The sequence below is a fragment of the Aeoliella sp. genome, assembly GCF_965227375.1.
Lineage (GTDB): Bacteria > Planctomycetota > Planctomycetia > Pirellulales > Lacipirellulaceae > Aeoliella.
Genome location: NZ_CBDDFX010000002.1, coordinates 865,551 through 879,668, shown reverse-complemented (window position 1 = coordinate 879,668; position 14,118 = coordinate 865,551). Strand labels below are relative to the sequence as shown.

Genomic DNA, 14,118 nt, shown 5'->3' with positions numbered 1-14,118 from the left:
GGATTAGACTGACAATGGCGGTATGCGTTAGTGTCCGAGCAATCCGAGACATGATCGATGTGTCCTAGTTTCAGGCCTGCATGGGCACAGAATCGATTTCCCAATCCAGTAATGGGAGATGCAACTAGGACCACAAGTCCGATGCGAGGCCTCCCCCTTTCAGTCATGATCGGCATAATCGTTACATTTCTTCAATCCGGTACCATTCACCACCTTTCTGTAACCTAGCTCCAGCCCCATTCCGATAAGTTAGATAGCCGTAATACACGAACAACTACGGGAGCCCCAACCAAATGCGCCAATTCCGACGAACGCAAGCATTGCTAGTAGCGAGCCGCCTACTTGGTGGAGTACTGGTGATAGGACTAACACTGTTCGTGGGCGACAGGACTTGGGGCCAGGCGCAGAACATCCCTCGCTACACACCCGCTACGCCGACATTGAGTCCATACTTAGGACTGTTGCGCAATAACCGTGGGGCACTACCGAATTACTTTGCGTTCGTACGCCCGATAGAGCGCCAGCAGCAAATCAACCAGCGTGCCGCTGTTGAACTACAACGACAGGCGGTAGAGATTGAAAGAGCGCAAGAAGAGTTTAACCAACTCGAAGTCCAAGCTACTGGAAAAGGCGCGTGGTTTTACAACTATGGAACGCGGAACCAGTTTAACCAGCGATCGCACTTCTATGGGCAGTGGCCTCAGCCGCGGACAGTCAATCGGCGGTAGAGCGGAAACATCACTCGGGACGCTCCACGAGCTAGAGTGCCTGCAGAGAGGCCTCTCGGACGAAGTAAACTAGGCTTGGCCGTCGCGTTCAATCACTGCATCCACGAGCTGAGCAGTTTGCGTTACGTGTGGAATCCTCAGCAAGTCAAGGTGCTTGCACGGCACCACCACGCCATCGTGAGCTCGAACGGATGCGCGGATGGGATCGTCAAAGTCTGACTTCATGGTTTCCTCGCTGCAGATTACTGTGGAATCGGAGGAACTTTCGATGGGTTCGGCGTTTTTGTAGGCCTCCCTCAATTGTTGTGATGTGGCCATTAGCTCGTCTTCAAAGGAGTTCAGTCGCACGCTTGTGGACTTATCTCGATTTCGGCCTGCAAAGAAATCTCGCATGCGTTTGACCTCCGCGCGAAGGGAGGAACGGCTTCGGTTCTTCGCCAAGCGTGCAGGGTCAACAAGTACACATCCCGTCAATGGCTGCCCCATGGCACGCAGTGTTACCTTTAGGTCGGCCGCTGCAACTCCTCCAATGGAATAGCCGATTGCTATGATGGGGCGACCTCGTCCCTCTTTGATAAGAGTATCCGCCAGATACTCCGCAATATGCTCCCGAGACCTTCCCGCTCCCATGGCCCTGAACATCGCAGCGTAGTTAACTGCAACATAGGTTGCCTGCGTACTGAGCTGGCGGCACAATTCGGCGAATACCCAGGCGTGCCCGCCAATTCCAGGCAACATCAATACGTACGGACCTTTGCGATCGTCGCGAAGCGTGATGAGTGGGTTATGCAGTTCGTGCTTATGCTCAATCCCTTGCTGCGCCTGTTTAGCAATGGTGCTAGCCTCCACAAGCAACTCTGGGTGAAACCGCAGGCCGAAACGCGACTCCAGAATCCAAGAGAGTTCAATGGTATGTAGCGACGTTCCACCAAGGCTTTCGAATGGCTCGTCTCGCCCGGGGCGGGAAATCTTGAGTACCTCCTGCCAGCAATCCGCGATCCAGTTTTCCATTGAGCCCTTTGGTGGGCCACCTGTGCCATTGGGAGTCTGCAGTGAAGGAGCAACTAGCAATTGCACAGCTCGGTAATCGACCTTCCCACCTGCGGTCCTTGGAACGGATTCAAGAGCGACCATGCGTTGAGGGAGAATTGCCTTGGCAACCACCATGCTCATCGTTGTCCGCAACTCGCCAAAGTCAATAGTTTGCCCTGGTGCTGCGGACACAGCCAGAACGAATGAGGTGGACCCGTCAGCTTCTACAGGAACCAGAATAGCCTCTTGAACACCTGGATGAGTTAAAGCGGCAGCTTCGACCTCGCTTGCTTCGAATCGTCGTCCGTGTTGACTAAACTGCCTGTCGGAACGCCCAGCGACATACAGCTCTCCCGCATCGGAGTACATCCCGAGGTCCCCAGCCAGGAAAGCGGCGTTCCCGTTTACAGTCGTGAACCGGCGCGTGTCGACTTCATCGGCGTCTAAATACCCCCTGGCTAGATAGGGCGAGCAAACTCGAATTTGCCCTTGAGTGCCAGTTGGCACATCCAAGCCCTCGGAGTCGAGTATCTCCACGGCACAATGGTCATGCAGTGATCTCAAGGGCAAGGGATCTTTGCCGTGAGCATCCTCTCCCGAGTACTGAGAAGCGCAAATGGGGCCCGTCTCGGTTGAGCCGTAGTTTTGCCACAATTCTATGCCGGTGGGAAACGCATCAAAGAAACATCGTACATCGCGCCTCAGTAGTGCTTCACCGCTAGTCACAACGATTCTCAAGCACAACCTATCCATATTCTGCTGGAGAATCGGTGTGATGGCTCTGAGAAGCGAAGGTGGAAGTTGTAGAATATTGATCTGGCAGTTCTTAATCAGTTCCAACAGTCCTTGCAAGGAAATATGGGAAGTGTCAACGGGTACTGCCATAAAGCCTCCCGCTAGACAGCTCAAGACATCGTTTAGGCTTCCAACATGGCCAGGTGATCCCGGAATCAGCATACGATCGTTTGCAGTGTAGCGGTACAGATTCTTCGAAAAGCAATAGACAGCATGTGCATAATCTCGCTGTGATCGGATTACTGCCTTCGCTGCTCCAGACCTCCCTGACGTAAAAATGTACGCAACGATGTCTGTCGGTGCCGGTCTGTGTTCAGCGATCCCGTTAGCACCTATTGCATCTTCAAAGACAATGATACGGCAATCTGTCCCTGCAAGTCGATATGCTTGCTCCCGGCGTTCTTGATTGGTGATTAGAATCCGTGCACCAACGTGCTGTAAGTTGCGTTGGTTTCGATCATCCGGCGCTTCAGCGTCGAGTGGTGCTAAGATGCAGCCGGACGTGACAACCGCCTGAACCGAGGCAAAACAGGGAAGATCAAGCGTGGTAAGCGTCGCGACGACCGTTCCAGGGCTCGAGGTGGTGAGGATGTTGCCGGTCAACTTGCTCGCATAATTGGCAATATCACCATGTGTGTAGATCACGCCATCCCCTGCGAGCAACGCTGGACGTTGCGCGTTCAACTCCGCGGAGCGGCTGACAAGTTCCGCGAGCGTCCAGTCATCTTGGAACGGAGACCTCCACCATTCACCCATGTAACTTCGCTCTCGAGTTTGCACTAGATAGTGTCATATCACCAGCAGCTTCACACATGCCATTTCGATTGCTCTGTGGCGCAATGATTAGTCGCCGACATGAGTCAGAGCCGTGTCCAATCTTGACATAGAGAAACCCAATTGAGCCGCTCATCGACAACGTTGGTTGCGCAAATCACCGAAGTGAACACTTATCATACTTTCCAGGGTGCCGTCCCATCTGTCCACATTCGATTCAAATCATCATAATCTCGTTGAGTATCCATGCAGTGCCAGAATCCGTGGTGCCTGAACAGGGAGAGCCCGCTGTCGTCGGCGAGTTGAACAAGTGGTGTCTGCTCCAGTACGCATCCTGGGTCGTCGCTCAGGTACTGCAGAAACTCTCGACGAAAGAAGAAGAAGCCGCCATTGATCCACTTTTCACTGAATTCTGGTTTCTCTTGGAACTTCAGAACTTCATCACCGCTAAGTTGAATCTCACCGAACCGAGAAGGAGGATTCACGCCTAGCACTGTTCCGATACGTCCATGATTCAAATGGAAGCTGAATTCTTCGCTGAGGTTGGCATCCGTTACACCATCTCCGTACGTCACAGCGAAGTGCTCGGCTTTTCCCAAGAATTTAGCGGCTGCACGGGCCACCCGTCCTCCGGTCATAGTGTACTGACCTGTTTCAGCCAACGTGACTGACCAATCATCCGTGTGGTCAATCGTGTGCATTCTCAGATCGTTTTTTGCTAACTCAACAGTGAAATCACTGTTCATCGACGCGTAGTGCAAGAAATACTGTCGGATTACATCACCGCGGTATCCTAAGCAGAGAATGAAGCGTTTGAATCCATGCTTGGCATAAGTTCGCATTATGTGCCACAAAATGGGCCGTCCGCCGATTTCGATCATCGGCTTGGGGCGAAACTCGGTTTGCTCCCTAAAGCGGGTTCCTAGGCCCCCACATAAGACCAAGACAGGAATATCGATCGGTTCCACATTTCGCATACGTTCCCCCACAAAATCGGGTCTCTGCCAACAATGGTTAGCTCTGCAAACAACAGAACTGTACTAGCGGAGAGCCGGGGTGGTTTGAAACGTGAACACCAGTCATCTCCCAAAGCTAGGGTCCACAGAGGTGATAAGAAATGCAAGGGCATGGGTCCTGCTTTTGACATCTTTCAGTTATGTGAGATTCTTGCAGCCGGGAGTCGAGTTCTACTGGCCGATTCCGCAATCTCCCAAGTTGGGGATCAAGACGGTTTATCGTTTTGATAAACCGCGGGGGGGGGGGGGGGGGGTACGAAAAAAATAGAAAAAAATGGTTCCTAGTAGATACAGCCTGTGTATACTGCGGACATGTGGAGTGAGACGCCGCTTCCACGCGGCCATTCCAGGACCCTTTTTAGCAATTGGGGCCAGTCTCACTCTCGGGGGGCATCAGCCCAAAAGATAGACACCAAGATATCTGTGAACTCGAGCGACATGATTGGGGGGAGCACTATGCTCGCGGAAGAGAAGATGGTGGGGTCCGACTCCCCCACCAGCACTTTGTGGGAGTACTCTGCAATCTCACAAAGGCACATTCGACTTGATTCGATCATGGACCATACCGATCCTGATTCACAACTGGTTGAGCTTCAAGGAGAAGGTGCAGCCACCTTATTGCCAAGTCAGGCAATTCCAGAGGAACGAGCCATATATCTCTGTGTAAAGAGGTTGATGGATGTCTTCGGCTCCCTCTTGGCGATTGTAATTTTTGGGCCGTTCATGATTTTGGCAGCTGCCATAGTCAAATTGAATGACGGCGGTCCAATTCTCTATAAGCAAACGCGTGTAGGTCTGAAGGGTCGACAGTTTACGATCTACAAGTTCCGCTCAATGGTTGTAGATGCAGACAAGGTTCAGGTTCATCTCGATCTGCACAATTCTCATCATGACCACAGGACCTTCAAGATTCCCGACGACCCCCGCGTAACGTGGATCGGTCGCTTCTTGAGAACTAGTAGTATTGACGAGTTGCCTCAACTCTTCAACGTTTTGAAGGGAGAGATGAGCTTGGTTGGACCTCGGCCCCCTTTGCCACGAGAGGTCGAGAAGTACAGCTGGCAAGATCTGCTCCGGCTGGAAGTCAAGCCAGGATTAACCTGTACTTGGCAGGTCTCGGGGCGAAGCCGGCTATCCTTTCCCGAACAACTGGCACTTGATCTCGACTACATCGAGAATCAAAGTCTTTGGCTTGATCTGAAGCTAATTGCCAAGACCTTCCCGGCAATGATTTCTCGCGATGGTGCCTATTAGGAAGTTATGCGCTTACACCATCAGCAGAACGAAAGGCCAAAGAAAGTAATAGCGATTGCTAGCGGAGGCGGGCACTGGCTGGAACTTCTTCGAATTGTGCCGTCATTCGAGGGATGCGACGTCACGTATGTGACAGTCGACTCTAAGTACAAACCAGATGTGAAAGGCAGCCGGTTTCTAACTGTGGGCGATGCAACGCGATGGAACAAGCTAGGCGCCGTTCGCACCGCATTGCAAGTGCTGGTTTTGCTGATTCGCGTACGGCCTGATGTGGTTGTTTCCACTGGCGCATTGCCTGGTTACTTTGCGGTACGTCTGGGCAAGTTGTTGGGAGCACGTACTGTTTGGCTAGATAGCTTCGCAAATGCAGAAGAACTTTCCCTAGCAGGAAAACTAGCCGGAAAGTGTGCTGACTTGTGGTTGACCCAATGGCCTGAATTAGCGCACGTTCGCGGACTTCAGTTTAAGGGCGCTGTCTTCGATTTTGATGGCCCGCTTAGTATTGCTGAGAGCAATAGAATTGACCCAGCGGAGACTTCTGCCGTACCTAAACTTGCCAATGTTGTCGCTGAAAAGTCTCACGTCGCGATGGACACCGCCAGCTAGCGGCCCCTGCCTCTCTGTAGGGCGCGATGTGTCAAGTGAGCTATCACTCGGAAGCTTCGCTGAGGAGTTTCTCCACTTGGTCTATTGGTCGTCCGATCCTTGCTAAGCTGCCAACAACAACTATGGGACGTTCCAGCAAGGCAGGGTTTTCAAGCAGCAGTTGCATCCACCCATCGGCATCTTCTGCACCGGGCAGACCTAGCCTCTGAAGATCTCTAGCCCGGACCAGACTACTGGGAGCAACACCAAGCAACTTAATGAGGTGACAAAGCTCCTCTTTGTTCAACGGAGTTTCCAAATACTCCACAATCTCAAGGTCAAGATCGCGCGACTGTAGAAGCTCCAGTGCATCGCAACTCTTAGAGCACTTGGGGTTGTGGTAGATCTTTGCCCGCATCACTTTCCCTCGATTGATCCAATGCCCGTTCGGAATCCCACCGAAAGTCATGGCTGCATTGTACCCTACCACACTCGCATAAATGCCATGGAGTCTGATTTGTGGAGTTCAACTCCATTTTCTGTAGCGGCAGCAACAGTTTTGGTTATTTTGAGAATTTTGGTGCGGATAATTATGTCAAACTCTTGTGGACATCCGTGATCTGACTAAACTCAAGGTTTGATGGAGCCCAAAAGGGGAAAAGTTCCCCTTCAAACAGATCCCTGGAGAGTCGTCTTGGGACTGCGGTACATCCAGATACCTGCGACAGATAGGCGGTAATTCCGCTCCCACCTTACAGGTATCGCCGCCTCTGGGCTGCGTTTCGAGTTCGATGGGGGATAGTCTTATGGACACGCAAAAAGCCGCGCCCGCGCTCAATGGCTCGGGAGTTGGGGCACTTCACGTTGCAATAGTGGGTTGTCAATACGAAACATCTGGGGCGACACGATCAGCATTGGAGCGCCTTGGGTGCCACTGCCATGACGTTCCTGGACCAATCGAACTTCAAGACCTACTCGCTTCTCGACGTCTGGATGGGGCCATCCTAGATATCGATTATCAGTCCTCAGTTGATTGGCTAACCAAGTCCCGAAGTGCACGAGGGATCTTGGCTCCCGATCGAGTTGTCTGCCGAGTCAACAAGGAACGGAGCAAGATTGACGAATTACTCCGCCTAGCGAAGGCAGGAGTTCATGACATCTTGTTGAGTCGTGACGATGACGACGAAAGACTGAAGAGCTTCGTCGCTCATCTACAAGGAACTGCCGCCTCGGCGAATGAACCGTTTGCCAATGCTCCTGATGTGGGAGGTGCCAAGAACCAGGAATTGGATAGGATCATCATCGGCGATAGTCAGGAGATGCGGCGGATTCGCGCAACGATTGAAGACGTTGCAGGCACGAAGGCCGCTGTGTTGCTGTATGGTGAGCGCGGGACAGGCAAGAAGCTTATAGCACAGACCATTCACTCTGTCAGTGCAGTGGCACAGGGGCCGTTTGTGCCGGTAAACATGGCATCGCTCCCTGAAGCAATTGCAGAGGCTCTACTTTTCGGTCATGAGAGTGGGGCTTTGAACGGAGTGGAGAAACACATCGGCTACTGCGGGTTAGCGGATAGCGGCACCCTCTTCTTGGACGAAATCTCAGAGATGGGATTGCAGATCCAACCCCAACTACTTCGATTTGTGCAAACGGGCACCATCTCCTCGAACGGTGAACATCGCACTCGTAAAGTCGATACACGGATCATAACAGCCACCGAACGCCATCCAGCCACCCTCGTGGATGACGGTAAGCTTCGTGAGGATCTTTGTTTTCGGCTGAATGTGGTCCCCATTCACGTGCCGCCGCTTAGGCAGCGTGTCGAGGACATTGGTCAACTCGCCCAGTTCTTCCTTGAGCGTTTTGCTGTCCGCCATGACCGAGCGGTGGAGAGTTTCTCACGCGAGGCTCTCGATTGTCTCCAAAGCTATCCATGGCCGGGGAATGTTCGCCAGTTGGAGAACGTAGTTGAGCGAATTGTCATATTCGCCAAAGCGCCCATTGTTGGGTCGCATGATTTACCCAGGGGATTTGATGAGTCAAGTGCTTTCATGGCTGGTATCAATGTTGGACTCCGTGGTGAACCTCGCACAGCCGATTCGACTTCGAGAACCCTGGTCCTGAAGCCCATCCAACAAAAAGAACGAGCCGCTATTGTAGAGTCACTGCAGCAGACCGGAGGGCATGTGGTAGACGCGGCTAATCTACTAGGCCTGAGTCAGGCAACCATGTACCGAAAGATCAAAGAGTATCAAATCGTCCGTGAACGCAAGCGGCGAAAACCCAGTCTGAAGTAGTAGCCAACTCTCCTGTTATCCCCAACGTTGGGCCACTTACCGACGCACCACGCTAGACTTCGCATGCTTACTCCTTATCAATCCCGACATTCCCAACTGTCGACCTCCGAGACAGAAGCGTATCGAGTCCCTCAACGTTCGAGTGATGAACGCCCTGAAGACTCTTTTGTCTTTGATGTCATTCGCAGGCGGTGGTGGGCTTTTGCACTCTGTTTATTGGCAAGCGGAGCCATCGCGTTCTTCATGGCAACAGAGTACGCCAAGGAGAGTGCGACAGTTCGGGGAAGCGTCATGTATAGGGGTTTACCTATGCCGCCTGGTTCAGTTGTCTACGAACCCCCGAGTCTGACAACATACCGCGAGATACTGTTCTCGACACCCAGTATGGAGAAGCTGTGCACGGAGCGCAGGTTAAACATGCCTCCGGCGAAATTGGCGCAGATGTTCAAGTGCAACATTTCGCGAGGTTCAAGTATCATGGAACTTGAACTCAAGTGGGCCGATGCCGAAGATGGCATCTTGATGGTCAACAGTGCAATGCAACATTTGATTGTAGGTGCGGCCGAACAACGCAGAAAACAATTGCTCGAGTATATAGTACACGTGGAAGCCGTTCGGTTGAGCGCTCGTAACGACGTCGAACGCGCAGCCAAGAACCTGCAGAGTGCAAAGCGTCGCCAAAGCGAGATGCCACGACCGGAGGCGACGACGGAAGTGGACCACGCCCAAATTGCTCAACGAGCATTGGAGACTCGCGCGACTGTTGAAGAGCTTAAGGTCAGTCAGGCTAGTTACCAGCAACGGATTGATCAGCTTGATGCTCAGATTGCTTCCATAATAAAGACTATTCAGGAAGAGGAGGTCAACCTCCGGTTGCGTGCGTTACAAAAGCAGTCTGAGAGGTATCGCAAAGGTCACGAAGAATGGAATGCTCTGCGTGAATTGGGTCAACGAATCATGCCAATGAAGGAAACAGAGTTATCGACTTCGCAAGAGTACTACGAGTGGCGTAGGAACCTGAACAATCTGGGAGGCGAGTTGTTGCCGCCCGAGACAATTGCTGATACTAGTCAGATACTTGGCGATCGCAGCCGCATTGATTCAATGGCAAGGTCTCGCGAGCAACTCCAACTCGAAATGATTCCGCTTGCCAACCGGATTGAACTATACGAGAGGCGACTCGCGTCCCTTGAGAGCATTTCGAACGACGCCGGAGGGTCGATGCGAAATCTGACCAGCCTGCCAGAGGATGTCTATTTCCAGGAGACGGACGATTTACAGGCAGCTGAAACTCGACTTCTGGGACTGACTCAGCAATTAGAAAACATGCGTCAACTTGCAGAATGTCCGACTCCGGAATTCGCAATTCACATGGAAGCAAGTATGGGTACTACGACCATCGATTCGAATAAGAAGAAACTCTTCGCTATGTACCTCGTAGCTGCCATGTCGATACTAGCATTGCCTATCCTTGGGGTTGAGTGGCTTGCGGCACGTGATAGCCCGGTTGCAAAGTTTGCAAGCCGTTGGGGACTACCGTTGGTAGCTGAGAGGTTGCTGTCAAGCTACACCCTCGGACAAGGCGACGTTCCCGATTGGCGATTCGACGAAGCTGTGAGAATGACGACCTTGCGAATTCAACAATGTGCCAATAAGTCCGGGTTTGTCGTACTGTTTAGTAACTTGGCAAAGACTCAACCGCCGGCTCGACTCATGTCAGCAATTGCCGAATGTTTGGCTCACCGTGAAGAACGGGTACTGATTGTTGATGCAATGTGTCCTTCGCATTTAGGTATTCGAAAGTCCCGCACAGAATCAGCTAGTCCCAAGAAACTCGCTTCTACGGACGGTAGAAGCCTGGAACCGTCGGGACCTGTATCCAATATCGCTTCTGAAGCAGCGGATGCACAAGCAAAGCGACAATTTGGGCTAGCTGATTTTCTTTCGCGAGAGTGCGAAGAGGTGACTGAGTTAATTCAGCCTACAACTTGTGCCGGAGTCGACCAGATTTCGGCCGGAAAAGTAGATTTTCCCCATGAAGCTATGGCCAGTAGCTGTATTACTGAACTATTCGCACATTGCCGAAAGACATATTCAGTGATATTGGTAGCCGGACCTCCAGTCACTGCTAGGGCTGATTTCCAGCTACTCGCGTCTCGAGCTGATGGAATTTTGCTCGCCGCCAGTCGAGCGTCAGTGAGGGAACCGGCGAACCGCGAGGCCGTCCAAGACCTAATCGAACTGCAGGCACCAATGCTAGGTGTCGTAGGATGACGCAATGTGTTTGCGCCGAATCCATGTGGGACAGCGGTAACGTAGATTAGATTTGTCTTGATGGTCTGTGAATTCCGACCACGTCGCTTGGGGATTCTCTCGCATGTCCGCTGGTACTACTACTCTGGATAACCCCAGCGCGGGCGATTCTTCGCAAGAGCCGTTGCCTGCTAGAAACGAGAGCCGCTCGTTGCGACGAATGGCAACCTCGGGGGCGGCGTGGACGGTAGCTGCACACGCTGCGAGCTTACTCCTCCGGCTTGGATCCAACCTGATACTCACTCGCTTGCTCGCCCCCGAGTATTTTGGGGTGATGGCCCTAATACAAGTAGTGATTGAGGGCATGGCGATGTTCTCCGACCTGGGGGTTGAGGCCAGTGTAGTGCAGCACCAGTTTGCCGAAGACGCTGATTTTTTAAACACAGCCTGGATTATACGCTTCATTCGGGGGCTTGTGTTTTTCGCATTGATATGTCTTGCTGCCTATCCAGCAGCTCAATTGTATGGAGAACCTGAGCTTTCGTGGCTACTGCCTTTTGTAGGTCTCAGTGCGATATTCGCGGGAGCATCATCGCCCAGCCTGCTGTTGATGCGGAGACGTCTGCAAGTATCGAAACTTGTTGCTTTGGAACTGTCGACACAAGTCGTCAGCACTCTGGTCGTGATTTGCTTGGCGTGGTGGTTTCGTTCGATTTGGGCGTTGGCTTGCGGTAGTCTAGTTCAGAAGAGCTTGTTGTGTGTATTGTCGCATAGTGTTGCCGAAGATCGAATTGGCTTACGATGGTGCTCAACGCACGCGAGGCAAATGCTCCGCTTCGGACGCTGGATCGCGATTGGCTCCGCACTGACGTTCCTCCTTCAGAAAGGGGATCAGGCTATTCTTGGAGTGCTAGTACCCACTGAGACATTGGGGCTATTCGCTATTGCCTCAATCTGGGCACGTCTACCCGTTCAATTGCTTTTGCAACTGAATTCCAGAGTTCTGTTTCCTCTCTATTCGGAATTCTCGCGAAGAAAGGGGATAGGGCTTCGATCAAATGTATTCCGGGTACGTTGGCGCCTCGCGGTGGCTTTTATCCCTCTATGCTGGGGGCTAATGATAGGTGGAAAGTATTTGATATCCGTCCTCTATGACGCAAGGTACGTTGACGCCGGGTGGATGCTCGAACTTCTGGCTTTTGGAGCGATCGCTTCAGTGGTCCGAGCCAGCAGTGGCGGTGTACTACTAGCAGTGGGCGATTCGTTCCGATTCATGCTATTGCAGATTTCAAGTGCCATAGCACTCATCATAGGGATGACAATCGGCTATCAATTGGATGGCGTCAGTGGCATGATTCTCGGTATCGCTGTCTCCCGCTACTTGGATTACCCAATTCTCGCTTGGGCGATACGCCGATATGAAGTGTGGTTTCCAGCTTTAGATCTCGCGATCGCATTATCTACTTGCGTCATTATCCTTTGCTCCCGAAATCTGCTGTAGCTGTTTCTGCCTAGAATCTCCAATAGGACATGCATTGAGCGATTTTGTTATTCAGTTTGGACATCCGCAGCGAGTGGAGCACATCGTCAAACAATTGCGGGATCGACCCGGATTGGAGTCTCGATGCGTGCAGGTGGAACAGTTCGCCTGGGGGCGAGTCATACTGCAGTTGCCACGGTCGAAAGAACTAATTCCATGGCGGGATAACACACGTCTATTGGCATGTGTCGGTCGACCGCGATTAATTGGTGATAACATTCTGCACGACGAGCAGTACTTGAGTCGCCTCGCTTTAAAGTGGCCAAATAGTGATCCATCGAGGCTGCTTGATGAGTTGACCGGGCTGTTTGCGTTACTTGCCTGCAACGACAAGATCATCGAGATCATCACGGATCCACTGGGTGCTCAACCCGTCTATACCGCGCACGCCCCATCCGGAAAGCTGGTTGGGATGGGGACCGACGTAGAGTCCCTGGCAGTCCTCTCCGAACGAGGAACTGATTTCGATCAAGTCTCAGTCGCAGAGTTGCTAGTATACAATAACGTCACCTTTCCTTTCTCGACTCGCCATGGAATCCAGGAGGTTTCGCCAGGTGCTCACATCCAAATCGGTTCCCTCGACGGTGCGCCGAGCTACACGGAGAGTGTTTATTTTTCTCCGAGTGAGCCAGCAACAGAGGTGCCAAACCGACAGTTGATGCAGTCGACTGTGGAAGCGATTCAGAGTGCTGCAGCGGACATAACAAAAGGGGTTGACACCGTTGCAGTGACTCTCAGCGGCGGATTGGACTCGAGAGTCGTTCTTGCGGCGTTGCCGGCGAGTTTAGAAAGGACGGCTGTTACCTATGCAACACATGAAAACCTTGAAACTGAAACCGCTCAACTTGTCGCGCAAGCCGCAGGTGCTACACACATGTTTGCTTGGCGTTCGGAAGACTACTTCTCGGACCTCTTGCTGAATCGAGGACCACGGCTTCTTGGAATGGAACGCAGGGCAGCAACTCATGGGATGTGTATCATCGACAATCAACTTGACGAGCGTTTTGATGTCGTCCTTGGAGGCCAACTCAGCGACACGTTGTTTAAGGGGCACTACCAACCGTGGAAACAACAGATACGTCTGCAATCCAACGGACCACTGCAACGTGGAAAGAACCTAGCAAAGTGCGTGCTCGGTCGTTCAACCCGTCACCATCCTCCTAGTGCAACAAGTACCATTGGCCGATTTCAGCTGGAACGCGAGTTACTGCCCCACGTTCGGGCAGAGGTTCGAAACCGGCGACGCCAGCGGGTATTGGAAGTCCAAAAGCTACGACCGACAACTGCTGAGGAGTGGGCACGTTTCTGGCCTATCAGTAGACAGGACGATATTGCGCACGTGCTGGGAAACGCCAAGCTATTTCCGTTTGAATCCCTGTTCTTGCATCGGAGCTTAATCCGGACAGCCATGGACTACACACCAAGTCAGCGACTGAATGGCTGGCTCGCAAATCAAGCGTATTCACAGGTCTTCGGTCGCTTGGGAACTATTGTGAATGCAAATACGGGAAGACCTGCCCGCTCTTACCAGGCTCGACGCCCAGCACGATCCTCAGTTCAAGACCGCAGCATCGAGGGTGCAGGTGTCAGGCCGTGGAATCGTGTTCAACATAGCTGGGTTGACAATGTGTTGATGCAGAAGCTTGACCCGGCGTGGCAAGACGTGCGTCAAAGACTAGCTTCCTCACCAGTCCTCGATGTCTTTGCCGAAATTCTAAGACGTTCTCCCAAAGCACTGGTCCAAGAGTATGACGAAGAATTGCCAGGCTCTATGAACCAAATGTATATCCAACTGGCAATGCAGATGGACCGACTGTTACATCAATAGCACACCAAGGGAAGTT

Annotated in this window: 9 protein-coding genes; 6 read left to right on the top strand and 3 right to left on the bottom strand. The window is 52.3% G+C overall.

Annotated features, from left to right (window positions below; translation table 11 throughout):
* Window positions 1-797: 797 nt before the first annotated feature.
* Window positions 798-3,311, bottom strand: coding sequence for an alpha/beta fold hydrolase (locus tag ACQK2L_RS16645; protein ID WP_425398154.1), 2,514 nt, complete (start codon window positions 3,309-3,311; stop codon window positions 798-800).
* A 194-nt stretch (window positions 3,312-3,505) separates the two neighbouring features.
* The gene (rfbF, locus tag ACQK2L_RS16640) at window positions 3,506-4,306 is read right to left on the bottom strand and encodes a glucose-1-phosphate cytidylyltransferase (protein ID WP_425398153.1); all 801 of its coding nucleotides are present in this window, start codon (window positions 4,304-4,306) and stop codon (window positions 3,506-3,508) included.
* Between the two features lie 594 nt (window positions 4,307-4,900).
* Here rfbF and ACQK2L_RS16635 point away from each other — a divergent pair.
* The gene (locus tag ACQK2L_RS16635) at window positions 4,901-5,599 is read left to right on the top strand and encodes a sugar transferase (RefSeq protein ID WP_425398152.1); all 699 of its coding nucleotides are present in this window, start codon (window positions 4,901-4,903) and stop codon (window positions 5,597-5,599) included.
* 6 nt (window positions 5,600-5,605) lie between these two features.
* Window positions 5,606-6,205 (top strand): hypothetical protein, encoded by a 600-nt coding sequence (locus ACQK2L_RS16630; RefSeq protein ID WP_425398151.1) that lies wholly within the window; start codon window positions 5,606-5,608, stop codon window positions 6,203-6,205.
* Between the two features lie 43 nt (window positions 6,206-6,248).
* Here ACQK2L_RS16630 and ACQK2L_RS16625 read toward each other — a convergent pair whose 3' ends face one another.
* Entirely contained in the window at window positions 6,249-6,602 is a 354-nt protein-coding gene (locus tag ACQK2L_RS16625; RefSeq protein ID WP_425398150.1) for an ArsC/Spx/MgsR family protein, read from the bottom strand.
* A gap of 649 nt (window positions 6,603-7,251) precedes the next feature.
* Here ACQK2L_RS16625 and ACQK2L_RS16620 point away from each other — a divergent pair.
* The 4 genes from ACQK2L_RS16620 (at window position 7,252) to ACQK2L_RS16605 (ending at window position 14,102) form a co-directional block, all read left to right on the top strand.
* On the top strand, window positions 7,252-8,481 hold the full coding sequence (locus ACQK2L_RS16620) for a sigma 54-interacting transcriptional regulator (protein WP_425398149.1): 1,230 nt from the start codon (window positions 7,252-7,254) through the stop codon (window positions 8,479-8,481).
* A gap of 477 nt (window positions 8,482-8,958) precedes the next feature.
* Window positions 8,959-10,755: a hypothetical protein gene (locus ACQK2L_RS16615; protein ID WP_425398148.1), complete on the top strand. Its 1,797-nt coding sequence runs from the start codon at window positions 8,959-8,961 to the stop codon at window positions 10,753-10,755.
* Window positions 10,756-10,858: 103 nt separating this feature from the next.
* Window positions 10,859-12,235: an oligosaccharide flippase family protein gene (locus ACQK2L_RS16610; protein ID WP_425398147.1), complete on the top strand. Its 1,377-nt coding sequence runs from the start codon at window positions 10,859-10,861 to the stop codon at window positions 12,233-12,235.
* A gap of 34 nt (window positions 12,236-12,269) precedes the next feature.
* Entirely contained in the window at window positions 12,270-14,102 is a 1,833-nt protein-coding gene (locus ACQK2L_RS16605; protein WP_425398146.1) for an asparagine synthase-related protein, read from the top strand.
* Window positions 14,103-14,118 lie beyond the last annotated feature (16 nt).